Below are 26,346 nucleotides of genomic sequence, written 5' to 3'. Positions count from 1 at the left end.
AACTTCTTGACAGCCCTGGTCAGTCCCGGCTGGAAGCATTGCGGGGTTCGGCAACGGCAGAGGAGGACACAGCAGTGCGCATTCTCCACACCTTCACCGGCGGGAGCGGTCACCTGAACCCGCAGCTGCCACTGGCCCGCGCGGCCGAGGCGGCGGGCCACACCGTGGCTTTCGCGTGCCAGCAGGCGATGGTCGCGGCCGTGGCCGACGCGGGATTCACCGCCTTCGGCACCGGCGGCGACACGCTCGGCACCACGACGCTGGGCCCGCTGGTGGCGCTCGACTCCGAGCGGGAGGACCGCGGTCTGCGCGACGGCTTCGCCCGGCGCGTCGCGGGTGAACGCGTCCCGCGCCTGCTGGAGGTCTGCGCGGACTGGAAGCCCGACCTGATCGTCTGGGACGAGGTCGACTACGGCGCGGCGATCGCGGCCGAACGCCTGGGTCTGCCGCACGCGAGCGTCTTGGTCATCGCAGCCGGGTCGTTCAACCGCGCGGAGCTGGTCGCCGAACCGCTCGGCGAGCTGCGCGCCGAGCACTGCCTGCCGCCCGACCCCGGCATGAGCATGCTCAGCCGATACCTCGTGCTGTCGCCGGTCCCGCCGTCCTACCGCGATCCCGGCTTCCCGCTGCCCGGCACGGCGCACGCCTTCCGCCCGCCACGCGGTGACGAGAGCGCGACCGCACCTGCCTGGCTTGCCGCGCTGCCCTACCGGACGACCGCCTACGTCACCCTGGGCACGATCTTCAACGTCGAGTCCGGTGACCTGTTCCCGCGCGTTCTGGCGGGCCTGCGGGAGATGCCGGCCAACGTCGTGGTCACCGTCGGGCCACACGTCGACCCGGCGCGGTTCGGGCCACAACCCGGCAACGTCCACATCGAACAGCACATCCCGCAGTCGGTCGTGCTTCCCCGCTGCGACGTGGTGGTCTCGCACGGCGGATCCGGCAGCGTCATGGGCGCGCTGGCCCACGGGCTGCCCGCGGTGCTGGTGCCGCTCGGCGCCGACCAGCCGCACAACGCGCGGCGGTGCCGCGAGCTCGGCGTGGCGGAGGTCCTGGACGCCGTCACCGCCACCCCGCAGGACATTCGCGCCGCGGTGTCGACCGTGCTGGCGGACCCCGGCTACCGGCGGGCGGCGGAACGGCTGCGGGACGAGATCGCCGCACTCCCCGATCCGGCGCGGGCCGTTGCGCTCCTCGAACGCCTCGCGGCCGAGAAGTGCCCGATCGTGCGCTCCTGAACACGGCTGTGGCCGGGGTCCGCGGACCCCGGCCACAGCGGAAAGCGCTGCTACTGCTCGAAAACGCGCTTCCATCGCTCGACGGCGGTCAGCCGCTTGAACGACGCCAGGTAGCGGCGCTGCAACCCGGGAAAGCGCCTGGCCAGCGTGAAGTGCAGGCGCAGCGACGTCACCAGCAACTGCCAGAACTGCTCGCGGTCGCGCCGCAGCAGCCGCACGCCGCGACCGTCGGTGGACGACACCGTCACGGTGTCCAGGGCCGACAGCACCGTCCAACGGGCCTGCGCCGACGTCAGGTTGTGCTGCGGGCGCTTCTGGTTCTCCGGGTCCACGGGGAGCAGGTTGTGCACGATCCCGCGAACCAGGCCGCCGAGCTTCAGCGCAGGACTGGTGCGTCCCTGTTCCGATGACGCGGTCTGCCCCGGCTCCGCGAACCGCGCGGCCGCCGGCGGCAGGTCGCCGGCCGACCACAGCATGCGGGTGTCCTCGAACTCGCCGCCGCGCCCGCGGACCTCGGGCAGCGCGGTCTCCAGCTTGCCGAACAGCGCCTCGGGTCCGGCCAGGAAGTCGCGCACGGCCATCTCCCGCAGCGCGACGGTGGAGTACTCCATCGACAGCAGCCGGTGCAGGCTGATCCTGAGGCTCTCCAGCAGCAGCCCGGCCGGGCGCGGCGGGCCGTGCAGGGCGGCCACCACCAGCTGGTTGCGGGTGAGGAAGTACTCCTGCCAGTTCAGGCTGTCGTGCTTGTCGGCGAAGGACATGTGCCACACCGCGATGCCGGGCACCGTGACCGTCGGGAACCCGGCCGCACCCGCCCGCAGCCCGTACTCCACGTCGTCCCACTTGATGAACAGCGGCAGCGGCAGCCCGATCCCTTCGGCGACCGCCCGCGGGATCATGCACATCCACCAGGCGTTGTAGTCGACGTCGACGCGCTTGTGCAGCCACGGCGTGTGCCGCAGCGGCTGCTCGGCGAAGTCGTGGTCGGTCCTGGTGTCGGGGTGGTGCCGCCACGCGAACCCGCCGCGGTCGACGATCTCGCCCATCACGTGCAGCTGCGAGCGCGCGGGCAGGTTGAGCATCTGGCCGCCGACCAGCATCGGCTGCCGGGCGAACCGGGAGAACGCCAGCGCCCGCAGGATCGCGTCCGGTTCGAGCTGGACGTCGTCGTCCATGAACAGGATCTGCTCGCAGTCGGTCGCGGTCAGCGCCTCGTACATGATGCGCGCGTAGCCGCCGGAGCCGCCGAGGTTGGGCTGGTCGACGATCCGCAGGCGGTCGCCGAGCGCTTCCCGCACCTCGCCGAAGCCCTCCTGGTCGCAGACCTTGTCCGCACCCTGGTCCGGGATGATCAGCGCGGTCACGACCTCGCGCAGCATCTCGTCCCCGGCGATCGCGCGCAGCGTGGCGACGCAGTCGGCGGGGCGGTTGAACGTCGGCATGCCCAGTGCGATCGACGCCCGTCCGGGCGGCGGCACCAGCGCGTACCAGCCGCCGGAGTGCAGCACCACCGGGTCGTCCTCGGTGGTGATGTCGAACCAGTACCAGCCGCCGTCCTCGAACGGGCCCAGCTCCAGGATCAGGTTGAGCTCGTGCGCGCCGGGTGCGTCGAACGGCGCGCTGCGCACGTGCACCCGGCCGCCGTCGGCCCGCGACCGGTAGACGTCCACCCGGCCGGGGCCGTCCAGCATCAGGTTCAGCCGGATCGCGGTGATCGTGGTCCACCGGCGCCAGTAGCCGGCCGGGAACGCGTTGAAGTAGGCCGAGAACGACACCGTGCTGCGTTCCCGCACGCGGACCGAGCCGCGGGAGAGCGGGCGGGCGTTGCGCGCGGGCGCGCCGACCGGGCGCAGGTGCTTGCCGCGGCCACCGGGGGTCGGCGGCGGGGACTCGTCGAAGTAGAGCGCGCGGACGTCCATCGGGTCGGTGGTGCGCGGCATGACGATGCGCTGGAGCAGCGCGGGTGGCGAGATGACCGGGACCGGGTCCGGCTGGGCCCGGTGGTCGGCGAGGTTGGTGGGCATGGTCGTCGTCCAGTCCTTGGCGGGTGCGAGGAAATCAGGAGTCGGTGCGGACAACAGCGGCGGCGGAGCCGGCAGGCGGGTCGGCGTCCGCCGCGGGGACCCGGCTCAGCGAGCCGGGCCGCTGAACAGCCGCTCCCAGTTCTCGGGGCTGCTCAGCGTCGACGCGGTTTCGCGGTAGCGGCGGGCGGTCCTGGCGCCGTGGCGCAGGAACCGCCACAGCACCAGGGCGCTCCGCCTGCCCAGCCGCAGCATCAGCTCCCGGTCGAACCGGCGGACGCGGACGCCGCGCTGGGACGGGTCGGTGACGACCGCGGTGCGGAACCGCGAGACGTGCCACCACTTCTCGTCGGCGGCCTGGATCGCGGCGCTGTCGGCGGGCCGGTTGCACAGCTGCGCGACGAGGCGGGCCAGCATCGCCAGCCGCGGCCGGCGCGGGGCGGGACCGGCGGCGCACAGCGCCACCTCGCCCGGCACCTCCACGGCGGGCACGCAGTGCGTTTCCGGGAACTCGGCGCGGAGCTTGGCGACCAGCACGGCCGCCTCGATCCCGCCGTCGTCGAGACCTTCCGGCCCGCGCAGGAAGTCCTCGACCGCGCGGATGCGGGTCGCGGCCAGGCCGTAGCGCATCGACACCAGGTCCTCGACGAGCGCGCCCAGCATCCGGCGGGCCACCGTCGCCACCCCGAACCCGCCGTGCAGGCCCGCGGTGATCAGGCCGTTGCGCAGGTGGAAGTAGCCGGCGTGGTCGTCCTGGCTGCGCCAGCCGGAGTCGCCGTGCCAGACCCCGGCGCCGGGCAGCGCGATCGTGGGGTAGCCGGCGGCGCGGGCGCGCAGCCCGAACTCGACGTCGTCCCACTGCTGGAAGAACGGCAGCGGGTAGCCGATGCGGGCCGCCACCTCGGAGGGGACCAGGCAGCACCACCCGGCGTTGGACGCCGCGTCCTCCCTGCGGTCCAGCGTGCGGCGCAGCACGCTGGCCGGGGCGCCCGGTTCGTGGCCGTGCTGGGGCGGACCGCCGACCTGCGGGGCCGGGCCGCCGCCCGGTGCCGTGCCGAGACCGGTGAGGTCCGGGCCCGAGCCCGCCAGCACGGGGTCGAGCTGGTCGGGGTGCAGCTCGCACAGCAGCTGTCCGCCCACCAGCGAAGGTTCGGCGGTGCAGGCGGCGAAGGTCATCAGGCGCGACAGCGTCTCCGGTTCCAGCCGCACGTCGTCGTCGATGAGCAGGGTGCTGACCCGGCCCCGGCTGCGCACGCTCTCGGCCAGGCCGCGCGAGAAACCGCCCGCGATGCCGAGGTTCTGCTGGCGGAGGTAGTGCAGCTTCGGGCCGAGCACCCGGCTGACGAAGCCGAACCGCGGGTGGTCCTCGGCCCGGTCCTCGCCCTGGTCGACCACGTGTACCGAGTCGAGCCTGCCCAGCAGCTCGGTGTCGCGGACCAGCTCGACCAGCGCGTCGACGCAGTGGTCGGGGCGGTTGCGAGTGGAGATCACCAGCGCGGTCGGGCGCGGGGCGCGCGGGGCCTGCACCAGCCAGCGGACGTTCTCGACGGTCACCTGCTCGTCGTCGGTCTCCACGTCCAGCCACAGCGCGCCGCCGTCGACGAACCGGTCGATGCGCGCGGTCAGGCGCACCGCCTGCTCCTCCGGTCCGGCGACCACCGTGGTGGAGACGGTGCGCTGGTCGCCGGAGCTGTCGGAGGCCGCGACCGAGACCCGGCCCGCGCCGTGGACCAGCGCGGTGACCTCGACGACGCCGATCTCGGTCCAGCGCTGCCAGTGGCTGGCCGCGAACCGGCCGAAGTAGGTGTTGGTGGTGAGCCGGGTGTGCGGCTCCAGCGTGACCCGCTCGCGCTCCCGGAGCACCGCGCCGCGGCGGGCCCGCGAGTACAGCTCGTCGGGCGCCAGCGTCGACGGACCGGCGAAGAACGTGCGGTGGGCGAGCAGCACCCCACCGCTGCGAGGTCTCTGCGGCCGAAGCGGCGCAGGCGGTTCCGTCGTGGTCGGTGCGTCTTCGGCCATCTGCTGCAGCTCCTGGGGTGCGGACGGTCCCGTGCGGCTCGGCAGCGGTGGAGTCCGGAGGAACGAGGAGGCCTGCAAGCGGCGCGGGAACTGGTTTTGGCCTGGGGCGGCCGTCGCAACAGGCTGCAATGTAGGGGACGTGGTCGACGCGACCGCCGGGGAAAATCCGCTGATCACCTTGTCCGGTGAAGTATTCGCCCTGATCGGGTTCCCTGGATCGGGCGGCGGAAGTACACCGGTCCGGATGCGGCAGCGGCACAACGGTCCGGCTGCCGCCGGGCGCGCACCCGGCGGCAGCTCGTCGCGCTACCGAACGCTTTTCCGCCGCACCGCCGGAGTTTCGCCGCCGCGGCTACCGCGGCGGCAGGCCGACGGCCAGTTCCTTCGCGGCCTGGCGCAGATGCGGGAGGTACGAGCGGAGTTCCTCGACCGAGCTGCGGAAGGCGGGTGCGGCGCTGGACACGGCGGCCACCGCGATCCCGGCGGGGTCGAGCACCGGCACGCCGATGGCGAGGATTCCCTCCTCGTGCTCCTCGTCGGCGATCGCGTACCCGTCCCGGCGCACCCGCTCGACCTCCTCGCGGAAGCGCTGCCGGTCGGTGATGGTCCTGGGGCCGAGCGCGGGCAGCTCCACGGTTTCGAGCAGTTCCTCGCGGGCCTGCTCGGAGGCGAAGGCGATCAGGCACTTGCCCATCGAGGTGGCGTGCAGCGGGCCGCGCCGGCCGGGTTCGCCGGTGATCTGCACCTGCCGCGTGCCCTCGACGAAGTGGACGTAGAGCTGGCTGTGGCCGTCGAGGACGGCCATGAGCGTCGGCTCGCCGGTCTCCCGGGTGATCCGCCGCAGCACCGGGGTGGCCAGCTCGGTGAAGCCGCGCGCGTGCAGCACGCGCTGGCCCAGCTCGAACAGCCGGAGGCCGAGGTTCCAGCGGCGCTCCTCGTCGAGCACCGCGAACTCCTCGCGGGCGATCGAGGTGAGCAGCCGGTGCGTGGTGCTGACCGGGTAGCCGGCGCGTCTGGCCAGTTCGGACAGCGTCATCCCGCGCGGTGCCTCGCCGAGCAGGACCAGCAGGCGCAGCGCCTTGCTCACCATGTCGCCGCGCGGTGCGGTGTCGGGCGCTTCCGGCACGCTTCCCCAATCTGTCGTGGACCGGTGCCGCGGATGTTATCGCCGTTCAGGACAATGTGTGGAAGTGTTCCTGAGCCGTCGCCTTGCGGCGCGGCGTTGGCCTCGGCCGTCGGGCCGTGGTCTTCCCGTGGCCGTACCCACTGCGCCCGAACAGGGTGTCTGGTATGGGTTTCCATCGGGCTCGTTTTCCGTCGCCCACCAGCTGTGGGAGGACGTCTCAACCAGTGCCGCGAGGTTGCGGGCGGCGTTGAGGTCACGATCCATGCTCATTCCGCGCCGATCGCAGGTGAAGGTGCGTTCGGATAGGCGTAGTTTGGCTTTCACTCCGCCGCAGTCCGAACACGTTTTGGACGAGGGGTACCAGCGGTCGGCGATGTGGCAGTGCACCTTAGCCCACGCGGCTTTGTATTCGATCTGTCGCCGGATTTCGGCCATGCCGACACCTGCTACGTGCCGCGCGATTCGACGGTTCCGCATCATTCCGGAGACATTGAGGTCTTCGAGCACGATCGCGCCGTGGGTGCGGACTAGATGAGTGGTGAGCTTGTTCAGCTCGTCCCGCCGGGCGTTGGCAATCCGGGTGTGAAGTTTCTCGATGCGGGCTTGGGTTTTGCGCCATCGGTTCGACGGCTTCTGATTGGCGCGCCTGTCCGGGCCGACACGCCGCGACGCCTGCCGCTGCAACCTGCGCAGTTCACGCTGGGAGACTTCGAGATGCTTCGGATTCGGGACGATTTCGCCAGTAGAAAGCACCGCAAGCGACTTCACGCCGAGATCGACACCCACCGCCGTGTGTGGCTGGGCGGGTGCGGGGTCGGTGCGGGCGATCTCTACGGAAAACGACACGAACCAGCGGCCCGACTGATACGGCACGGTTGCCGAGCGGATGCGCGCGGTGCCTCGTCCGACGTGACGGGCGAGCTTCCGTGTCGATTCATGGGTGCGTACGGTGCCGATGCGGGGCAGCTTCACGTGGCGCCGGTCGCTTTCATCGAGGCCGAAGCTGCCGGTGGTGAACCGACATGACAATCCGCCGCGCTTGCCTCTGAACTTTGGGAATCCCACCTTCCGGTCCTGACGCTTACCAGACTTCGAGTCGGACCAGATCTTCAGCGCGCTCGCGAGGTTGGCCAACCCCGACGAACACGCCTCCTTGGAGTTCTCGGCCCACCACGGTGCAATCTGGTTCTTGGCCTGGTTCCAGTCCTTCCGAAGACTGTAAGCCGACCAGCCGACATGCGGTATCAACTCGTCGGCGGCAAGTCCGCAAGAAGCTTCGGCGTCCCGCTGACCAAGGTTCGACTTGACCCGGGCAAGACCCCAGTTGAACGCGAACCGCTGCGCGCCACAATGCGATCGCAACGCCGCATCTTGTGTGGTGTTCGGGTCGAGCGCGAACCGGTACGCCTGCAAAACCGTGCTCACCCGGGCACCTTGGCTGCGGTGGCGCAACGGACTCCAGCCTCGGCACGACGACGTGCCGAGCGGCGACCATAGAGCCGGGCACACATCGAGGCGAGGACTTCAACCATGTCCCGCTCAAGGTCGTCTTTCACCTCACCGGCGTTCAGCACGACGATAACGCGCCCGGTTGCGGCCAACGCGGCTTCAAGATCTTCGACACCGAACCGCGCGAGCCGATCGCGGTGCTCTACCACGATCCTCGCCACAGCTGGGTCGGAGAGCAGCTTCCGTAGCTTGGCACGGCTCCCGTCGAGCCCAGATCCGACCTCAGTCACCGTCCCGTCGAGCGCGATGCCCCGCTTGCCGCATTCCTCAGCGACACGACCGGCCTGCCGCTCCAGGTCGTCCCGCTGGTCAGCCGACGAAACCCGGCAGTACGCCACAGTCTTGCCGACATCCATGGTCGGAGTCTCCACCAGGATGGTTCCGGTCGGGAGCTGACGAGCAGGCACGGGCAGAGTTCCTGCGTGAAACCAGTTCAACGCGGTTCGATAGGAAACGCCCTGTTCACGTGCCCACTCCTTTAGTTTCATGAGTACAGTATGACACAGAATGTCACATTTTTGCTCAGATCGGTGTCCTCTGGAAGAGCTGTTGACCGACCTGGATCTTCGTCCTTAGGCTTCCACAACACAGTAAAGCTTCCCGCATCGCGGAAAACAATCGAAGCGCAAAGGCGTACAAGGGAGTCCGCCGTGACAGCACCTGCACCGACCGGCCCCGCCGAGCTGGGGCGGCAGCGGTGGTTCCGCCTGCTGCCGGTCGCGTTCGTGACCTACTCGCTGGCCTACCTCGACCGCTCCAACTTCTCGATCGGCGTCGCGGGCGGGATGAAGGAGGAGCTGGTCCTCACCGGCGCGATGTCCTCGCTGATCGGTGCGTCGTTCTTCCTCGGCTACTGCGTCTTCCAGATTCCCGGGACCCTCTACGCCGAGCGGCGCAGCGTGCGCGGGCTGATCTTCTGGTGCACCCTCGCGTGGGGGCTGCTGGCCGCCGTGCAGGGACTCCTGCACAGCGCGGTGCTGCTGATCGTGGTGCGCTTCCTGCTCGGAGCGGTCGAGGCGGCGGTGCTGCCCGCGATGGTGGTGTTCCTGGCCAGGTGGTTCACCAAGGGCGAGCGCGGTAGCGCGAACGCGATCCTGATCCTCGGCAACCCGATCACCGTGATGTGGCTCAACGCCGTCTCCGGCTACCTGGTCGAGCTCACGAGCTGGCGGGAGATGTTCATCATCGAGGGCCTGCCCGCGGTGGTGTGGGCGTTCGTGTTCCGCGCGCTGGTGTCGGACCACCCGGCCGAGGCGAAGTGGCTCGACGACGGCGAGAAGCAGCGCGTGATCGCCGCGCTGGACGCCGAGCGCGCGCAGGCCACACCCGCGAGCACCTTCGCGGCGGCCTTCCGCTCCCGGCCGGTCGTGCTGCTCAGCGTGCAGTACCTGCTGTGGAGCGTCGGCGTCTACGGCCTGGTGTTCTGGCTGCCCAGCATCGTGGCGGCGGGCACCGGCCAGGGCATCGGGATGAGCGGGCTGCTCGCGGCGATCCCGTTCGGCGTCGCCGCCCTGCTGATGGTGCTCAACTCCCGGCTCTCGGACCGCGCGGGCAGCCGCCCCCGGTTCGTGTGGCCGTGGCTGCTGTTCGGCGGCGTCGGCTTCTACCTGTCGTACCTGCTGGGACCCGACAACTTCTGGCCCGCGTTCGCGCTGCTCGTGGTGGCCGGCGGTGCGATGTACGCGCCGTACGGGCCCTACTTCGCCCACGTCGCCGAGATCCTGCCGAAGAACTTCGCCGGTGCCGGGATCGCGTGCGTGAACACGGCGGGCTCGGTCGGCGGGTTCTTCGGGACCTACCTGGTGGGCTGGCTCAACGACACCACCGGCGGCACCGCGGCGTCGTTCGTCATGATGGCCGCGACGATGGTGATGGCCGCGCTGATCATTCCGCTGGTGCGCGCGCAGCGCCCGGCGGAGGCCCCCGCGACGACCTGACACGGGCGCGACGCGGCAGTTCGCCAATCGCGACGATCCGCCTGACCCCGCCGATCGCGACAGCCTGACGACGAGGTCCGAGCACGGTGAGGCCCGGGCCGGCGAGCACGGCCCGGGCCCCGCGCGGTCAGCTCAGGGCGCCCAGCACGTCGGGCACCTCGCCGGTGTGCACGACGCCGAGCCGCTGCGTCGCGCGCGTCAGTGCGACGTAGAGGTCGTTGAGCCCCCGCTCGGACTCCTCCACGACCCCTTCTGGGTCCACGACCAGCACCGAGTCGAACTCCAGGCCCTTGGCCTGCTCCACGGTGAGCAGCACCGCGGGCGACTCCAGGCCGTCGGGGCGGGTGCCCACGGCGGTGCCCGGTACTTCGCCGGCCACCTTCTCGCCGAGCTCGGCCAGCCGCTCCGGGGGCAGCAGCACCGCGAGCCTGCCGTCGCCGACCGCGTGCAGCTCGTCGGCGACGACGCCCGGCAGCTCCGCCGCCAGCCGGTCGTCCGCGACGTGGCGCAGCCACGGCCGGTGACCGCTGCTGCGCACCGAGGTCGGCGCCTCCAGCTCGGTGTCCATCGCGTCGAGCACGTCGGCGGCGACGGCCATGATCTCGGCGGGGGTGCGGTAGTTGACCGTCAGCTCCGCGAGCTTCCACCGGTCGGCGACGTAGGGGCTGAGCACCTCGTGCCACGACCGGGCCCCGCCCGGCGCCCCGGTCTGGGCGATGTCGCCGACCAGCGTCATCGACCGGCTCGGGCAGCGGCGCATCAGCACCCGCCACGCCATCTCCGACAGCTCCTGCGCCTCGTCGACGATCACGTGGCCGAAGGTCCAGGTGCGGTCCTCGGCGGCGCGCTCGGCGGCCGTCAGGTCGCTGCGCGTCTGGTGGCGCTCGGCGAGCAGCTCGGCGTCCAGGACGTCGGAGACGCGCAGCCGCTCCTCGTCGGCGATCTCCTCGTCCTGCTCCATGATGTGCAGCACGCCCTGGGCGTAGGCCAGCTCCTCGCGGGCCTGCCTGGCCCGCTCCTCGCGCTCCTTGGCGTCGTCCACGCCGAGCAGCTCGGCCAGCTCGTCCAGCAGCGGCACGTCGGCCGGGGTCCACTCGGCACCGGGCTCGCGCAGCAGCTCCTCGCGCTCGCCGGGCTCGAGGTGCTTGCGCGCGGCGGTGGTCAGCCGCTCCGGCGAGGACAGCAGGTCGTCGAGCACTTCCTGCGGGGTCAGCTCCGGCCACAGCCCGTCCAGGGCCTCGACGACCGCCGGGTCGCCGCGCAGCTCGACGTTGATCTCGTCGAGGTCGCGGCGGTCCAGCAGGTCGCGGCCGAGCCGGTCGGCGACCTGCGTGGTCAGCGCCGAGAACATCTCCTGGAGGAAGACCCGCCGGGCCAGGTTGTGCGGCTTGCGCGAGCGGCGGGCGCGCGTGCGGGCGTGGGTGACGTCACGCCTGTGGATCCGCAGCGGCTCCCGGTCGAACTGCACCTCGATGTGGTCCTTGGGTGCCTGCTGCCGGTCGCGGACCGCGGCGGTGAGCACGTCGACCATGCTGGCCCGGCCCTTGATCTCCGCGGCGCGCACGGGCTCCGCGGCTGTGGCCGTGATGCCCGGGAACAGGCCGCCGACGGTCGAGAGCAGCACGCCGGTCTCACCGAGCGAGGGCAGCACCTGCCCGATGTAGCGCAGGAAGGTCGAGTTCGGGCCGACCACGAGCACACCGCGCTTGGTGAGCTGCTCGCGGAAGGTGTAGAGCAGGTAGGCGGCGCGGTGCAGCGCGACGGCGGTCTTGCCGGTGCCCGGCCCGCCCTGCACGACCAGCACGCCGTTCATGCCTGCGCGGATGATCTGGTCCTGCTCGGCCTGGATGGTGGCGACGATGTCGCCCATCTGCCCGGTGCGCCGGGCGTCCAGCGCGGCCAGCAGCGTGGCCTCACCGGCAAGGCCCAGGTCGCTGCCCTGCTCGGCGGCCTCGAGGTCGAGCACCTCGTCCTCGAAGTCGACCACCTCGCGCCAGCGCGTGCGCAGGTGCCTGCGGCGCCGAACGCCGTCGCGGGCGGCCGCGGTGGCCAGGTAGAACGGCCGCGCCGCCGGGGCCCGCCAGTCGATCAGCAGCGGCTCGTACTCGTCCTCCTCGTCGAACAGCCCGAGCCTGCCGACGTGGAAGACCTCGCCGCTGTCGAGGTCCAGGCGCCCGAAGCACAGCCCGTGCTCCACCGCGCTGAGCTGGGTCAGCTTGTCGGTGTACATCGTGGTGGAGATGTCGCGCTCGGTGCGCGCCTGCGGCGTCCCACCGGTCTGGCGCAGCGTCTCGGTCAGGCGCTTGGTGGTGTCGCGCCGCAGCTCGTCGAGCTTGGCGTACAGCATCGAGACGTACTGCTGTTCGGCGGTGATCTCGTCGGTCCGGTCGGCTTCCCGATCAGCTCGGGGGCTGGACAATGGCTCCACCTTCTGCGCTCACACGGCCAGGTTCCGCGGCCGCAGGCGGATGCGGCCCGACCCGCCAATATACCTGTCGCGCGGCGGCGGGCAGCCCGCTCGCGAGCGGCCGGGGCCTGCAACGCCGCGGCGGGCCGGTCGCATTCCGCACCCGGACAGAGGCAGGCGGCCGGTCCTCGGGGGAAGGGAACCGGCCGCCTGGGTTCGGGGAGCGGTATTCGGTTGTGCCGGGGGAGCGGGCTGGATCAGTAGCCGCGGTAGCTGCCGCCGGAGTCGACCTTTACCACGCCGGGCACGTCGGAGACCGAGCCGTAGCGGTCGACCGAGTACCGGACACCGGCGATGATGTTGTCCACCGGGTCCAGGATGTCGCCGTGGCCGGGCAGCGCGTAGGACTCGAAGGTCGGCTCGATGGTCTGCATCAGGCCCTTCGACGGGGTGCCCATCGCGGCGTTGGAGTCCCAGTTGTTGACGATGTCGGGGTCGCCACCGGACTCGTGCTCGATGATCGTGCGGATGTCCTCGACGTCGATCTTGTCCTTCGGGGTGCCGCTGGCCTCCAGCACGGCCACCGCCTCCTTGATCCAGCCGTCGAGCTGGTCCTTCGGCGGGTCGGCCGGCGCCGGGGCCGGGGCCGCGGGGGCGGAGCGCTGCTGCGGATCCGCCTCGGCGCCGCGCTCCTGGACGGGGGCGCGAGCGCCGGCTGGGGCGGCCTGCACCGCGGCGGCCGGAGCGGCCTCCACCGGAGCCGGGGCCGGGGCCTCGACCGGAGCCGGAGCCGGAGCCTGGAGCGGGGCGGTCTCGGCGGCCTGGGAGACGTGCGCCACGTGCTCGGGCTCGCCCGGCTGGCCGATGCCGCCGAGCACGCCGAGGACGCCCGCGGCCGCGACCACGGCGCCGACCTGCACCGAGCGCATCCGCGGGGACAGCCTGCCGTTGCCGGCGTCGTCGTGGTGCCTCAAGCCCGCTGCGGGCGCCACCCTCTCCCGGAGGCGCGCGAAGGGGCCGGCGGCGGTCGTCTGGGTTTCGGGGGTAGTCGGGGTTTCGGGGGTCTCGGGGGTTTCGGGGTTTCGGGAGGTCACGCATCCAAGAGTCCAGATACGGAGAGTGCTGCACACCGAGGTTTGCAACGGCCCGAGTACCTGGTTTACGCCCTTCGGGCGACGTCACGCCTTCACTTGGTGACAGTGCGTGAAAATATCAGGTCCCGGTGTCGGCTGGGCCACTCTGCTTCTGCCCGGCGATCCAGCCTGCGATCTGAGCCCGCGAGGTGAAGTCGAGCTTGGTCAGGATGTTCTGCACGTGGCCTTCGACGGTGCGCTGGGCGATCACCAGGCCCTCGGCGATCTCCTTGTTCGTCCGGCCCTGCGCGACCAGCTCGGCGATCTCGCGCTCCCGGCGGGTCAGCGGCATCGGGTGGACGTTGTCGCGGCGCGCGGTCGCGGCGCGGGCGTGCTTCTTGGACTCGAGGGCGAAGTCGTGCGCGGCGGCGGGCGGCATCTCGTAGCCGCGGTCGAACGCCTCCTGGAAGTCGCGGTCGCCCAGCGCCTCCCGCACCCGGGACACGTGCTCGTCGTGCCCGATCTCGAACGTCGAGTAGTAGGCGGGCGCGGCTCGCAGGGCCTCCCACATCGCGGACGCGGCGCCGAACAAGCGGGCCGCGCGCTCGTGGCGGCCCTGGATGCCCGCCGTCCACGCCAGCGTGTCCAGGGTGAAGGCCGTGGCCAGCCGGTTGGACAGCCTGCGCTGCAGCCGCAGCGCCTCCTTGGCCACCTCCTCGGCGTGGTTGACCTCGCCGCGCGAGACCTCCACGTGTGCCATCGCCCACAGCGCGTGCGAGCGCCAGAACAGCTCGCCGAGGTCGGTGCTGAGCCGCACGCAGCGCTCCAGCAGGTCCAGGCCGAGGGTGTGGTCGCCGCTGAGCCCGCGCGTCAGGCCCAGTCCGAACAGCGCGAACAGCTCGCCGCCGGGGACGTTGTGCTCCTGGAAGCCGTCCAGCGACTCGCGGAACAGCTCGCCCGCCCGGCCGAGCCTGCCGTCGAAGAACTCGGCCATCCCGCGCGTCTGCTGGAGGTAGGAGCGCTCGATCGGGCCCGCGTACTCCCCGGCCAGCGACAGCGCCTCCTCCAGCGGTGGCCGCGCCGCGTCGTGGTCGCCCTGCAGGAGGGCGAACCAGGCGGTGCTGCGCAGCGCCGACACCCGTTCGCGGCTCGGTTGCGGGGACGCCTTGAGCGCCTGGTCCAGCCAGTACCTGGCCTCCCCGGCCAGGCCCCGGATGCCCCAGAAGATCGCCATGTTCCGGGTCACGCGCAGGGCGGTGCCGTGCTCGGGCGGCTGGGCCAGCGCCGACTTCATCGCGGTGCGCAGGTTCGACTGCTCGCTGGTGAGCCGGTTCACCCACGCGACCTGCTCGGGGCCGACCCACTCCATGGCGAAGTGCTCGATCATCCGGTCGTACCAGCGCAGGTGCCGCCTGCGCACCTCCTCGAACTCGCCGGAGCCGGCCAGCTTCTCCTGCCCGTACTCGCGCAGCGCGTGCAGCAGGCGGAAGCGGACCTCGCCGCCGTCCTCCTCGCGGATCAGGATCGACTTGTCCACCAGCGAGTGCATGACCCCGACCACGTCCAGCCGGTCCAGCTCGGCGCCGCCCGCGACGAACTCGGCGGCGTCCAGGTCGAAGCTGCCGGAGAACGCCGACACCCGCGCCCAGGCGAGCTTGTCCTGGTCGGAGGCCAGCTCGTAGCTCCAGTCGATCAGCGCGCGCAGGCTCTGCTGGCGCGCCGGGGCGCCCCGCCTGCCCTCGCTCAGCAGGTCGTAGCGCTCGGCCAGCCGCTCCTCGAGCTGCTGCGGCGACAGCGAGCGCAGCCGCACCGCGGCCAGCTCGATCGCCAGCGGGTTGCCGTCGAGGTGGTAGCACAGCCGCATCAGGGAGGCGGCGTTGTGCTCGTCGACCTCGAACTCGGGCACGGCGGCCTTGGCTCGGTCGACGAACAGCCGCACCGAGGCGAACTGCTCGTAGGCGTCGGCGGGCGGCAGGTTGTCGATGTCGGGGACCTGCAACGGCGTCAGCGACAGCGTGCTCTCCCCGGCCACGCCCAGCGACTGCCTGCTGGTGGCCAGCACCCGCACCCCCGGGCACCAGCGGATCACGCTGTCGACGAGACCGGCGACGGCGTCCACGATCTGCTCGCAGTTGTCGAGCACGAGCAGCATCTCGCGGTTCTTGAGGTGCTCGACGACCGTGTCGATGTCATCGCCCGAGGACGGGCCGCCCAGTCCGAGCTGGTCGATGACGGCGTCGGTCAGCAGGCGGGGGTCGAGCACGTCCTCGAGCCCGACGCACCAGACCTTGTCGCGGAACGACCGCCGCATGTTGCCCGCCACGCGCAGCGCCAGCCGCGTCTTCCCGACGCCCCCGGGGCCGGTGATCGTCACGACCCTCGACTCGGCCAGCAGCCGCTTGGTGAGCGTGATCTCGCGCCTGCGGCCGACGAAGCTCGTGACGTCGACCGGGAGGTTGCCCGCAGGCTCGCGAACACGGGCCTGTGCAGTGGAGACCACATCCCGAGCGTAACCCGGCCGCGGCGGCGTGGCCTGCGAAGACGATCGCACCATCGATACTCGAACCCGCGTGCGCGCGGCCGCTAGCAGTGCTCGGCGGGCACGTACCCGCGCTGGCAGCCGTACTCGCGCTGCAGGTCGCCGGAGGACTTGCCGCCGCCGTAGACGTCGGCGTCGCGGGCACCGGGTCCGGTCACGGCGCCGTCGCCTTCCAGGACCGGGACGGGGCCGGTGCTCCGGCCGTTGTCGGCGGGTTCGGTGCCCTGGCCCGGCACGCTCAGCCAGGCGCACATGACGCCTGCGGTGACGAGGGTGAGGAAGAACGTGGACGCGGGGCGGTTACGTCGGGGGGAGCGCATGGGTTCCATTTCCTCCGAAGGCCGGCTCGGGGAACAGGGACTTTCGGCAGGTGTCCGGTCGCGGTGCACCTCGTTGGGTGAGGTGCCGGACACGTTGTGTCGGGTTGGTCCCTCGGCACCGTAGTGGCGTCCGCCACAGATCGCACGTCTTCGTTTCACCAGCGCAACGGCCTGATCCGGAACGAGTCCGTGCTGTTCCGGGATCGGCCCCAGGCACGGCCCGACCCGTGCGGACCTGCGGGTGTCCTCCGAACGTGTGGCACCGTCTAGGGGGGCACAGCGATGCGCACGGAGGATGTGAGGAGAGCGATGGGCACCAGGAAAGCTCCAGCGCTGACGGTCGCGGCACTGGTCGCGGGCGGCGTGCTCGCCGGTGGGGCGCTGAGCGCGCAGGCCACCGGCGGTAGCCCCAGCCCGTGCCAGGCCAGCGCGAAGGCGTGCGTGAGCCTGTCGACCAACCAGGCTTGGCTGCAGGACAACGGCAAGACCACCTACGGGCCCGTCCCCACCACCAGCGGCAAGCCCGGTTCGGAGACGCCGCAGGGCGTGCACAAGGTGCTCTGGAAGGACGCCGACCACGTCAGCACGGAGTTCAACAACGCGCCGATGCCGAACTCGGTGTTCTTCACCAAGACCGGTGTCGCCTTCCACGAGGGCAGCCTGGAGCAGCAGTCCAACGGCTGCATCCACCTGTCCACGACCGCGGCGAAGCGGTTCTTCGACACCCTCAACCCGGGTGACGAGGTCCAGGTCGTCAAGTGAGGTCCCGGCGCGTCGCCGACATCGGTGGCGCGATCAGCCGGCGATCCACATGAGCGTCGTCGCGCAGACCAGGCCGCCGCACACGGCGGTCAGCACGCCCAGCGCCCAGCGCTGACGTGCCAGGGGCTCGGCGGCGGTGCGCGCGACCGGTGCGGCGACCACCGCGGGCCACAGGAACAGCGGATCGCGTCCGAGCGCTGCCCAGAGGATCAGACCTGCCAGCGCGCCGAGCACGGCGAAAGCGGCTGCGGTGCGGCGCGGTCCCCATCCTCGGAGACGGCAGAACCGGTCCACCACGAGTGCGAGCGGCACGCCGAGAACGACCACGACGGCCGCGATGAACGGCATCGCCGCGAGCACCTGCCTCGCATGCTCCAGCGGCGAGAGGCCGGGAGCGGAGAAGGCGACCCAGGCGACGTAGAGGGTCCCGCTCGCGGCCCAGATCGAGGCCACGGCACCGCCGAACACGAGTAGCGGGTACGGAACCTCGTCCGCTCCCGCCGAGAGCCTTCTTGCCGACGGCCGTGTGTTCGCGATGTAGGCGATCCAATCGCCGTTCGGCTGCCTCGGGCAAGCATCCCGGCCACTCGTACCCGCTCGGCGTAGCCGGAGATCGGGCGGGCTGGAGCGATGGGCGCTGTTCTAGGGTTGGCCCGTGCGGTTCGAGGGTTTCGGCGATGGTGCGGTGGAGTTCTTCGAGCAACTGGAGGAGGACAACTCCAAGGCGTTCTGGACCGACAACCTGGAGCTCTACCGTGAGCACGTCCGCGGGCCGATGGAGGCGCTGATCTCCGAGCTGGAGCCGGAGTTCGGCCCGGGGTTCGGCGCGGGCAAGGTGTTCCGCCCGCACCGCGACGTGCGGTTCAGCCCCGACAAGTCGCCGTACAAGACCCACTGCGGCGGGGTGATCGAGCAGGGCCGCGGTGGCGGTGCCTACTACGTGGAGATCAGCGCGGCCGGGATGCTGGTCGCGGGCGGCTGCTACCACACCGAGTCCGACCAGCTCGCGCGGTTCCGCACCGCCGTCGACACCGAGATCCACGGCGAACGGCTGCGCGAGATCCTGGACGCGCTGCGGGGCTGGGAGATCGCGGGGGAGACGCTGAAGAGCCGTCCGCGCGGGGTGTCCGACGACCACCCGAGGCTCGACCTGCTGCGCCACCGCACCCTCTACGCCTTCCGGCGCTGGGAACCCGACGACGTCCTGCACGAGCGCAGCTGCCTGCAACGCGTGCGCCGGAGCTGGAAGCAGGTGCGCGAACTGAACCAGTGGTGCGCCGACCACATCGGACTGACGGAGAAGAAGCGCCGCTGAGGCGGAGCCGGCGGCGCTGACGCGTGGCGCGTTTCCGGGGCGGGGCCGCGAGGTCACGGGCCAGTGCGCCCGGCGAAACCCGCAGGTGGCGCAGGTCCTCGGCGGTGTCGTACATCAGCTGCGTGTGGAAGTAGTTGACGTGCTCCAGCACCGCGAACACCCCGAACCCGAGCCCCATCAGCGACCCGGATCCCGGGTTGGCCATTACCTGCCAGCCGATGAACGCCAGTCCAGCCGCGAGCACTGGGACCGAGCACTGGCACGTTGGCCGCGCGGAGGGCGGCGAAGACGTCGGCGGCGGGCAGTGGTGATCCGGGTGCGCCGAGCTGGTGGAGCTTGGCCGCCCAGTATCCGGCGCCTTCGAGCAGCAGCAACGAGAACACGCGAAGCCGACGACGTTGTCCGCCGTCGCGGGCAACCCAGCACGCCAGCCGCGTCGGCCTCAGACCAGGCCGAGCTGCTGCATCAGGGTCAGGTTGTCGCCCATCGGCCAGTACTCGGCGAAGCGGCCGTCGCGAACCCGCAACAGGTCCATGCCGTGGTAGCGGACCTCGGCGCCTGCCTTGCCGGGGAAGCCGGGCACGCCGCCGCGGAACCGCCCGGCGAAGGTCCACCGCGCCGCGACCAGGTCGCCGTCGACGATCGGCCCGTGCTCGAGCTCGACCACCACGTCGTCGAACATCTCGACGCCCTCGCGCACCTTGTCGGCGATGACCGCCGGGCCGCTGAAGTCCCTGCCCGGTCCCCAGTGCGCGACGGCGTCGGCGGTGAAGATCCCGGCCGCGATGCCGGCCATCTCCTCCGGCGGCGCGTTCCACAGCCCGGGCAGCCAGCGGCGGTACAGCTCGTGCGCGGTCGGTTCCATCCGGCGACACCCCCATGGTTTGCGTACGTGTACGCAAAAGTACTACCCGCGGGTCAGCCCGTCCAGCAACGCCTCCAGCCCGGGGCCGAAGGTCTCCGTCGACCTCGGGTGCCGCACCGCCGCCAACGCGGGGTAGCGCGCGGCGTCGACCTCGCCGAGGACCTGCCGGGACTGGGCGGGCCCGGTCCGCGCCGACTGCCGCACCACCAGCTCGCCCACGATGAACCGCCACACCACGCGGTAGGCGTCGTAGGCGGCGTCGGGATCGAGCCCGCACGCCGCGAAGCTCGCGGTGATGTCCTCGATCAGCCACAGCACCGACGGGCCGACGAGGTTGCCCGCCGCGAGCACCCGCACCGCCCAGGGGCGGGGCACCAGCTCGTCGTGCAGGAGCGTGCACAGCGCCGTCAGCCGCTCCCGCGGATCGGCGGGGAGGTCCGGCACCGCGATCTGCCGGGCGGCGCGGTCGAGCAGCAGGACCAGCAGCTCGTCCTTGCCTCCCACATGCCGGTACAGCGACATCGGCGAGGCTCCGAGCGCGACGGCCACGGAGCGCATCGTCAGCGCGTCGACCCCGTCGCGCCGGACGATCTCCTCGGCCGCCGCGACCACCGCGTCCCTCGTCAGCTTCGGCGGCCGTCCCGGCCTCCGGGTCTGGTGCATGCCGACCAGCAAATCAGCCCCGGCGCAGCACCGCGACCACCGTCCACCCGGCCACCGCGCCCAGGGTGTCGAAGCCGATGTCGATCGGGTCGAAGCTGCGCCCGATCGGCAGCAGGCCCTGCGCGACCTCGGACAACACCGCGTAGGCCAGCAGGCCCGGCAGCAGCGCGCGCCGCAGGCCCGCGATCCGGCCGGTGATCGCCAGCGCCGCGAACAGCAGCAGGTGCACGACCTTGTCGGTGCCCGGCGGCGCGACCGGGACGCCCGACTCCGGGGTGAACAGGACGACCAGACTGGCCGCCACCGCCAGACCGAACGGAAGCCTCGTGAGCTGCGCTCTGTAATGATCCAGCAACGATGTTCCCCGATTCGCCTCCGCAGCCGACGCTGCGTACTGCACGCGGCGGTCAACAGACTAGGCTGACCCAACGTGAGTCGACGAGCCAAGATCGTTTGTACCATGGGCCCCGCCACTGCCAATCCCGAGCGGATGGCGGAGCTCGTCAGCAGCGGAATGGACGTCGCCCGGCTGAACTTCAGCCACGGCAGCCACACCGATCACCAGCGGGTCTACGACATGGTCCGTGCCGCGGCCAAGGAGTCCGGCCGCGCCGTGGGCGTCCTGGGCGACCTGCAGGGACCGAAGATCCGACTCGGCAAGTTCGCCGCCGGGCCGGTCGAGTGGCGCACCGGCGACGTCGTACGAATCACGGTCGACGATGTGCAGGGCACCCACGACCGCGTGTCCACCACCTACAAGGGGCTGGCCTCCGACGCCAAGGCCGGTGACCGGCTCCTGGTCGACGACGGCAAGGTCGGCCTGGTCGTCACCGCGGTCGAGGACAACGACGTGGTGTGCGAGGTGACCGAGGGCGGTCCGGTCTCGGACAACAAGGGCCTGTCCATGCCCGGCATGGACATCTCGGTGCCCGCGCTGTCGGAGAAGGACGTCGAGGACCTGGAGTTCGCCCTCCAGCTCGGCGTGGACTTCATCGCGCTGTCGTTCGTGCGCAGCCCCGCCGACATCGACCTGGTGCACCAGGTGATGGACCGGGTCGGGCGCCGGGCGCCGGTGATCGCCAAGCTGGAGAAGCCAGAGGCGGTCGACAACCTCGAGGCCATCGTGCTGGCCTTCGACGGCATCATGGTCGCCCGCGGCGACCTGGGCGTCGAGGTCCCGCTCGAGCACGTGCCGCTGGTGCAGAAGAAGGCGATCCGCATCGCCAGGGAGAACGCCAAGCCGGTCATCGTGGCCACCCAGATGCTGGACTCGATGATCCAGAACTCGCGCCCGACCCGGGCCGAGACCTCCGACGTCGCCAACGCGGTGCTGGACGGCACCGACGCGGTGATGCTCTCCGGCGAGACCAGCGTCGGGCGCTACCCGGTGGAGACGGTGCAGACCATGGCCCGCATCGTCGAGGCGGTCGAGGCCGGTTCCACCGCGCCGCCGCCGCTGAGCCACGTCCCGCGCACCAAGCGCGGCGTGATCTCCTACGCCGCCCGCGACATCGGGGAGCGGCTCAACGCCAAGGCGCTGGTGGCGTTCACGCAGTCCGGCGACACCGTGCGCAGGCTGGCGCGGCTGCACACCCGGCTGCCGCTGCTGGCCTTCACCCCCGAGGAGTCGGTGCGCAGTCAGCTCGCTCTCACTTGGGGGACGGAGACGTTCCTCGTGCCTAAGGTGGACACGACCGACCAGATGGTACGGCAGGTGGACCAGGCGATGCTGTCGCTGGGACGCTCCCAGCGGGGCGACATGGTCGTCATCGTCGCGGGTTCGCCTCCGGGCACCGTCGGGTCGACCAACCTGATCCGTGTGCACCGGCTGGGCGAGGAAGACCACGTCTGATCCTGGCCGGGCCAGTGCCGCAGGTGGCAGTTTTCCGGCCCCGGCCCGGAAAACCGGCCACCGCGGCGCGCGACCCGAGGAGTCCGCAGTGACCGAAGCGGCCAGAGCTGCCGCCGCCGACCCGGCGGGCAGCCGCATCGACGGCTCAGTTCCGCTGGACCACGGCGTGCCGCACGGCCAGCCCGTGCTGGACAACCTGGTGGCGCTGCTGGACCTCGAGCGCATCGAGGAGAACATCTTCCGCGGTGTCAGCCCCGCGGAGTCCCCGGTGCGGGTCTTCGGAGGCCAGGTCGCGGGCCAGGCGCTGGTCGCCGCGGGCCGCACGGTGCCGGAGGACCGGTCGGTGCACTCGCTGCACGCGTACTTCATCCGGCCCGGGGACCCGAGCATCCCGATCGTCTACGAGGTGGACCGCACCCGGGACGGCCGGTCGTTCACAACCCGTCGAGTGGTCGCCGTGCAGCGTGGCAAGGCGATCTTCTCGCTCTCCGCCTCCTTCCAGCTGGAGGAGGACGGCATCGACCACCAGGAGCCGATGCCCGAGGTGCCCGACCCCGAGACGCTGCCGAGCTACGGCGAGCTCGCGGGGGAGATGCTCAAGAAGCTGGGGCGGGCGCAGCCCCGCCCGATCGACGTCCGCTACGTCACCGACCCGCCGTGGGAGCGCCGCGACAGCGACGACCGCCAGGCGCGCAGCCAGGTGTGGATGAAGGCCGACGGCTCGCTGCCCGACGACCCGCTGCTGCACGTCTGCATGGTCGCCTTCGCCTCCGACCTGACGCTGCTGGACGCCGTCCTCGCCCGGCACGGCGTGTACTGGGGTCTGGACAAGGTTTCCGGCGCGAGCCTGGACCACGCGATGTGGTTCCACCGGCGGTTCCGCGCCGACGAGTGGCTGCTCTACGACTGCGCGTCGCCGAGCGCCTCCGGCGCTCGCGGCCTGGCGACCGGGCGCTTCTTCTCCCGCGACGGCCGCCTCGTCGCGACCGTGGTGCAGGAAGGCCTGCTGCGCGTCAACCAGTGACGCCGCGCGAGCCGACGACGCCGGCGAAGCCCCGCCCGACCTTCCCGGTCCGGCGGGGTTTCCTGCTGTCGTGGCCGGTCCAGCGCCGATCTCGGGTTTCCTGCTGCGGCCGGGACCAGGCCGACGCGCCCGCCTGGCATCGGCCGGGCGGGCGCGAGGGGGTTCGGTCAGTTCGCGAAGACCACCGACCGGACGAGCACCCGCGCGGGCGCCTTGGTGTGCGGCGGAAGCACGTAATAGGTGTCGGAGGCGCAGTCGTCGTCCAGGTACACCACGGCCGTGCTGTCGGTCTGGTTGTCCACGTGGTGCGCCGGACTGCTCGGGTCGGGCAGCGGCAGCCGGACGCAGTCTCCGCCCCTCGGGTCGGCAAGCGTGTGGTTGCTGTCGTCGGACCGGTAGAGGAAGTCGCCCTGCGCCGCGGCGGCGGAACCGGCGAGGGTGAGCAGCAGTGCGGTGGTGACGGCAGGGACAGTTGCACGGAGACGCATCTTTGGCGACCTTTCCTTTGGTAGAGCGGGTAATTCGTCTCCATGATCGGGTGCAGCGCCGAATCCACCACCGGAGTCACCCGGCATTGTGGTGGCCTCCCTCCGCCAGGGGGCAGCGCGCGACCGCCAGTGACACGCCGAAGTCGCCGGCGTCGTCGGTCCACCACCGATGGAGTCCGAAGGCGGCGGTGTCGAGGTCGTCGCGGACCCGTTGGCGGCGGAACTTCGCCTTGACCTCAGCGCGGACGCCCCCGCCTTCGGCGAGCCTGGTGATGATGCCCGTGACGACCTGACGGCTGCTCAGTCGTCCACGAGCACCGGGCTGCCGGTGAGCTTCACGCCCGCCTTGCGCAGGTCCTCCAAGGCCGCGTCGGTGGTCTTCCCGGCGACGGCCGCGGTCAGGTCGAGCAGGACCTGCGTCGCGAAGCCCTCGCGGACCGCGTCCAGGGCCGTGGCCCGCACGCAGTGGTCGGTGGCGATGCCGACGACGTCCACCTGGCCGACGTCGTGCTCGCGCAGCCAGTCGGCCAGTGAGCTCCCGGCCTCGTTGATGCCGAGGAACCCGCTGTAGGCGGCTGCGTGGTGGCCCTTGTAGAAGACCTCGTCAACGGCACCCGATGCGACGACGGGCTCGAAGTTCGGGTGGAACTCGCCGCCTTCGCTCCCCTGTACGCAGTGGGAAGGCCAGGAGTGCACGTAGTCCGGGCGCTCCGAGAAGTGACCGCCCGGGTCGACGTGGTGGTCGCGCGTGGCGACGACGAAGCTGTAGTCCGTCTGCCGGTTCACGAAGTCGGCGATGGCAGCAGCCACGTCCGCGCCGCCGGACACGGGAACGCTGCCGCCCTCACAGAAGTCGATCTGCACGTCGATGATGATCAAAGCTCGGTTCAAGGGGTAACCGCCTTTTCGATGGAGGAATGGTCGGCACCGGGGCGCGGGTGAAGGGTCCGCCCACGATGCGAGGACGGGGCACGCTCGAGCCACGGCGAACGAACCCTACAACGACAACTACACAACGTACTGGGTTAGATACGGAAGGTAGCTACCTCGGCACTTGTTGGTTTCGGCGTTGGTCAGCACCGTCTCGCCGTTGACCTTGAACTCCCCGGCGGGGCGGCCGTACCGGTCGTCCCCATCCCCAGGGCCAGTCAGTACCGGCGGTGCGGTTCTCCTTCGGCCGTCTGGGATTTCTGAACCTCCGCGGGTCATCGGCCGATACATCCGATCTATTGGCCCATTCAAGCGATAAGAAGGGCGATATCGCGCCACGAGCTGGTCTCGACATCTGATGTTTCCTACGCTCGCTCCGCTTGGCCAAGCAGCACGACTCGACTTCGTCCGCTGTCCAACGGAGGACCAATGGCCATCGCAGCACGCCGCCTCTGGCGATTACTGCTCGCCGTCGGCGGCACCGTCGCCCTCACCGCGGGCGTCCCCGCCCAAGCCGAGACCGCGCCACCCGGCCCTGGCACGAACTTCGCCGTCGACGACGTCTTCACCTCGGCGCGCACCCAGTGGTGGCGCGACGCCCGGTTCGGCATGTTCATCCACCATGGCGCGTACTCCCAGCTCGAAGGCGAGTACACCCGGCCCGACGGGACGGTCTGCCGCAACGCCGAGTGGATCCAGCGCGAGTGCGCGATCCCGAAGGACGAGTACGAGCGCATCGCCGCGAAGTTCAACCCCGCCGAGTTCGACGCCGATGCCATTGCGGCGACGGCGAAAGCGGCCGGCCAGCAGTACGTGGTGATGACAGCCAAGCACCACGAGGGCTATGCGATGTGGCCGACCGAGGTCAACGACTACAACCTGCGCGACCACTCCGCCTTCGACCCCGAGCGCGACATCCTGGCCGAGCTCGAGGATGCCACCGAGCGGGAGGGCGTCAAGCTCGGCTTCTACTACTCGATCTGGGACTGGCACGACCCCGACGCGCACGACCCGGCGACCTTCCCCCGCTACAAGCAGCGGATGTTCGCCCAGCTCCGGGAGCTGGTGGAGAACTACCACCCGGCCGTGCTGTGGTTCGACGGCGAGTGGGACACCGACAACCCGTTCAACCCGTGGACCGCGCGCGACGGCGAGGAGCTCGAGGCGTTCGTCCGTGGCCTCGATCCCGACATCGTCATCAACAACCGGGTCGGCAAGCGGCGGGTGACCGACGGCGACACCGGTACGCCGGAGCAGGAGATCCCGGCCGAGGAGGTGCGCGGGCAGCTCTGGGAGTCGTGCATGACGCTCAACGACCACTGGGGTTTCGCGCGCTACGACCAGAACTGGAAGTCGCCCGCGGACCTGACCCGCAACCTCGCCGCCATCGCGGGGCGCGGCGGCAACTACCTGCTCAACGTCGGTCCGGACAGCGCGGGACGGGTGCCGCCGGAGTCGGTCGACCGGCTGCGCCAGGTCGGGGAGTGGTTGCGCACCAACGGTTCCGCGGTGCGCGGAGCGGGCGTGCCGGGCGTGGTGGCCGAACCCGCGTGGGGAGCGGTCAGCCGCACCGGGGACGAGCTGCACGCGTCGGTGTTCCAGTGGCCGGGGGCCGGGAACTCGCTGGAGCTCAAGGCGACCGCGCCGTTCGAGGTTACCGGTGCGCGCGTGCTCGGCAGCGACCAGCGCGTCGACGCGGTGCGCGACGGCGACACCGTGCGGATCACGCCGTCCGGCGACCCGGTCGGTGACGCCGCGACCGTGGTGGAGCTCGACATCCGTCCGCGGCAGCCGACGCCGGAGCCGCGCGGCACCGGGCTGACCGCGCGGTTCTGGGACAACCCGGACTTCGCCGGAGAGCCGGTCGTGACCAGGACCGATCCCGGGGTCGACTACAACTGGAAGTACTCCGGCTCGCCGGATGCGGCAGTCCCGTCCGAGGGCTTCTCGGCGCGCTGGACCGGGACGGTGGAGCCGCGCTTCAGCGAGGACTACGAGATCACGACGGTTTCCGACGACACCGTCCGGCTGTGGATCGACGACCGGCTCGTCATCGACGGCACCACCCCGCACGAAGGTGCGGTGGACTCGGCGAAGGTGCGGTTGGAGGCGGGCAGACGCCACGCCATCCGGCTGGAGCAGACCGAACGAGGTGGTGAGGCGGCGATGAAGCTGCTGTGGTCGAGCCCGAACACCTCGCAGCGGATCATCCCGGCCGGACAGCTCTTCCCGCCGGGCTGACCCCCGGCACGACG

At 71.2% G+C, this 26,346-nt stretch carries 22 protein-coding genes; 7 read left to right on the top strand and 15 right to left on the bottom strand.

From position 1 onward, the window contains the following. Positions 1-74 precede the first annotated feature (74 nt). Positions 75-1,241 (top strand): glycosyltransferase, encoded by a 1,167-nt coding sequence (locus HUO13_RS08135; protein WP_211900819.1) that lies wholly within the window; start codon positions 75-77, stop codon positions 1,239-1,241. A 50-nt stretch (positions 1,242-1,291) separates the two neighbouring features. On the opposite strand, the gene HUO13_RS08130 is transcribed toward HUO13_RS08135, so the two are convergent. From HUO13_RS08130 to HUO13_RS08110, 5 genes are all read right to left on the bottom strand, one after another. Continuing rightward, entirely contained in the window at positions 1,292-3,319 is a 2,028-nt protein-coding gene (locus HUO13_RS08130) for a glycosyltransferase (RefSeq protein WP_249124539.1), read from the bottom strand. A gap of 51 nt (positions 3,320-3,370) precedes the next feature. Further along, positions 3,371-5,281, bottom strand: coding sequence for a glycosyltransferase (locus HUO13_RS08125; RefSeq protein ID WP_249124538.1), 1,911 nt, complete (start codon positions 5,279-5,281; stop codon positions 3,371-3,373). Between the two features lie 352 nt (positions 5,282-5,633). Beyond that, positions 5,634-6,407, bottom strand: a complete 774-nt coding sequence (locus HUO13_RS08120; RefSeq protein ID WP_211900817.1) for an IclR family transcriptional regulator — start codon at positions 6,405-6,407, stop codon at positions 5,634-5,636. A 36-nt stretch (positions 6,408-6,443) separates the two neighbouring features. Continuing rightward, positions 6,444-7,832, bottom strand: a complete 1,389-nt coding sequence (gene tnpB, locus HUO13_RS08115; RefSeq protein WP_211900816.1) for an IS607 family element RNA-guided endonuclease TnpB — start codon at positions 7,830-7,832, stop codon at positions 6,444-6,446. Further along, positions 7,829-8,404, bottom strand: coding sequence for an IS607 family transposase (locus tag HUO13_RS08110; RefSeq protein ID WP_211900815.1), 576 nt, complete (start codon positions 8,402-8,404; stop codon positions 7,829-7,831). Before HUO13_RS08110 ends, tnpB begins: the two co-directional genes overlap by 4 nt. Before the next feature lie 162 nt (positions 8,405-8,566). Between HUO13_RS08110 and HUO13_RS08105 the strand changes: the two genes are divergently transcribed. Further along, positions 8,567-9,853, top strand: coding sequence for an MFS transporter (locus HUO13_RS08105; protein WP_211900814.1), 1,287 nt, complete (start codon positions 8,567-8,569; stop codon positions 9,851-9,853). Between the two features lie 127 nt (positions 9,854-9,980). Here the strand turns inward: HUO13_RS08105 and HUO13_RS08100 are convergent, their stop codons facing one another. The 4 genes from HUO13_RS08100 to HUO13_RS08085 all read right to left on the bottom strand — a co-directional run bounded on the left by HUO13_RS08100 (position 9,981) and on the right by HUO13_RS08085 (position 16,192). After that, positions 9,981-12,272 carry a HelD family protein gene (locus tag HUO13_RS08100; protein ID WP_211900813.1) on the bottom strand — a complete coding sequence of 764 codons (2,292 nt, stop codon included), beginning with the start codon at positions 12,270-12,272 and terminating at the stop codon, positions 9,981-9,983. A gap of 245 nt (positions 12,273-12,517) precedes the next feature. Continuing rightward, a complete protein-coding gene (locus tag HUO13_RS08095) occupies positions 12,518-13,234 on the bottom strand; it encodes a transglycosylase SLT domain-containing protein (protein ID WP_249124537.1) in 717 nt (238 codons plus the stop codon). 238 nt (positions 13,235-13,472) lie between these two features. Then, positions 13,473-15,833 (bottom strand): ATP-binding protein, encoded by a 2,361-nt coding sequence (locus HUO13_RS08090; protein ID WP_211900811.1) that lies wholly within the window; start codon positions 15,831-15,833, stop codon positions 13,473-13,475. Between the two features lie 83 nt (positions 15,834-15,916). Beyond that, a complete protein-coding gene (locus HUO13_RS08085; RefSeq protein WP_211900810.1) occupies positions 15,917-16,192 on the bottom strand; it encodes a hypothetical protein in 276 nt (91 codons plus the stop codon). Positions 16,193-16,501: 309 nt separating this feature from the next. On the opposite strand from HUO13_RS08085, the gene HUO13_RS08080 reads away from it, so the two are divergent. Further along, a complete protein-coding gene (locus tag HUO13_RS08080; protein ID WP_211900809.1) occupies positions 16,502-16,954 on the top strand; it encodes a L,D-transpeptidase in 453 nt (150 codons plus the stop codon). Positions 16,955-16,987: 33 nt separating this feature from the next. Here the strand turns inward: HUO13_RS08080 and HUO13_RS08075 are convergent, their stop codons facing one another. Continuing rightward, entirely contained in the window at positions 16,988-17,422 is a 435-nt protein-coding gene (locus tag HUO13_RS08075; RefSeq protein ID WP_211900808.1) for a hypothetical protein, read from the bottom strand. A gap of 187 nt (positions 17,423-17,609) precedes the next feature. On the opposite strand from HUO13_RS08075, the gene HUO13_RS08070 reads away from it, so the two are divergent. Then, complete coding sequence (locus HUO13_RS08070; protein WP_211900807.1) at positions 17,610-18,269, top strand: DUF2461 domain-containing protein; 660 nt, start codon at positions 17,610-17,612, stop codon at positions 18,267-18,269. A gap of 442 nt (positions 18,270-18,711) precedes the next feature. Here HUO13_RS08070 and HUO13_RS08065 read toward each other — a convergent pair whose 3' ends face one another. Genes HUO13_RS08065 through HUO13_RS08055 form a run of 3 tightly spaced genes read right to left on the bottom strand, consistent with a single transcriptional unit; the run spans position 18,712 to position 20,101 of the window. Beyond that, positions 18,712-19,134, bottom strand: a complete 423-nt coding sequence (locus tag HUO13_RS08065) for an ester cyclase (protein WP_211900806.1) — start codon at positions 19,132-19,134, stop codon at positions 18,712-18,714. Positions 19,135-19,176: 42 nt separating this feature from the next. Beyond that, on the bottom strand, positions 19,177-19,797 hold the full coding sequence (locus HUO13_RS08060) for a TetR/AcrR family transcriptional regulator (RefSeq protein WP_211900805.1): 621 nt from the start codon (positions 19,795-19,797) through the stop codon (positions 19,177-19,179). 13 nt (positions 19,798-19,810) lie between these two features. Further along, a complete protein-coding gene (locus HUO13_RS08055) occupies positions 19,811-20,101 on the bottom strand; it encodes a VanZ family protein (RefSeq protein WP_249124536.1) in 291 nt (96 codons plus the stop codon). Between the two features lie 126 nt (positions 20,102-20,227). On the opposite strand from HUO13_RS08055, the gene pyk reads away from it, so the two are divergent. Both pyk and tesB read left to right on the top strand, forming a co-directional pair. Next, positions 20,228-21,649 (top strand): pyruvate kinase, encoded by a 1,422-nt coding sequence (gene pyk / locus HUO13_RS08050; RefSeq protein ID WP_211900803.1) that lies wholly within the window; start codon positions 20,228-20,230, stop codon positions 21,647-21,649. Positions 21,650-21,737: 88 nt separating this feature from the next. Continuing rightward, positions 21,738-22,673: an acyl-CoA thioesterase II gene (gene tesB / locus HUO13_RS08045; protein WP_249124535.1), complete on the top strand. Its 936-nt coding sequence runs from the start codon at positions 21,738-21,740 to the stop codon at positions 22,671-22,673. Positions 22,674-22,840: 167 nt separating this feature from the next. Here tesB and HUO13_RS08040 read toward each other — a convergent pair whose 3' ends face one another. Both HUO13_RS08040 and HUO13_RS08035 read right to left on the bottom strand, forming a co-directional pair. After that, entirely contained in the window at positions 22,841-23,161 is a 321-nt protein-coding gene (locus HUO13_RS08040; protein WP_211900802.1) for a hypothetical protein, read from the bottom strand. A gap of 300 nt (positions 23,162-23,461) precedes the next feature. Further along, positions 23,462-24,052 carry an isochorismatase family protein gene (locus HUO13_RS08035; protein ID WP_211900801.1) on the bottom strand — a complete coding sequence of 197 codons (591 nt, stop codon included), beginning with the start codon at positions 24,050-24,052 and terminating at the stop codon, positions 23,462-23,464. Between the two features lie 468 nt (positions 24,053-24,520). Between HUO13_RS08035 and HUO13_RS08030 the strand changes: the two genes are divergently transcribed. After that, a complete protein-coding gene (locus HUO13_RS08030; protein ID WP_211900800.1) occupies positions 24,521-26,332 on the top strand; it encodes an alpha-L-fucosidase in 1,812 nt (603 codons plus the stop codon). Positions 26,333-26,346: the final 14 nt, after the last annotated feature.

This window comes from Saccharopolyspora erythraea (assembly GCF_018141105.1).
In the GTDB taxonomy this organism is placed as follows: domain Bacteria; phylum Actinomycetota; class Actinomycetes; order Mycobacteriales; family Pseudonocardiaceae; genus Saccharopolyspora_D; species Saccharopolyspora_D erythraea_A.
The sequence above is the reverse complement of the archived record's forward strand: the minus strand, read 5'-3'. Positions and strand labels throughout refer to the sequence as shown.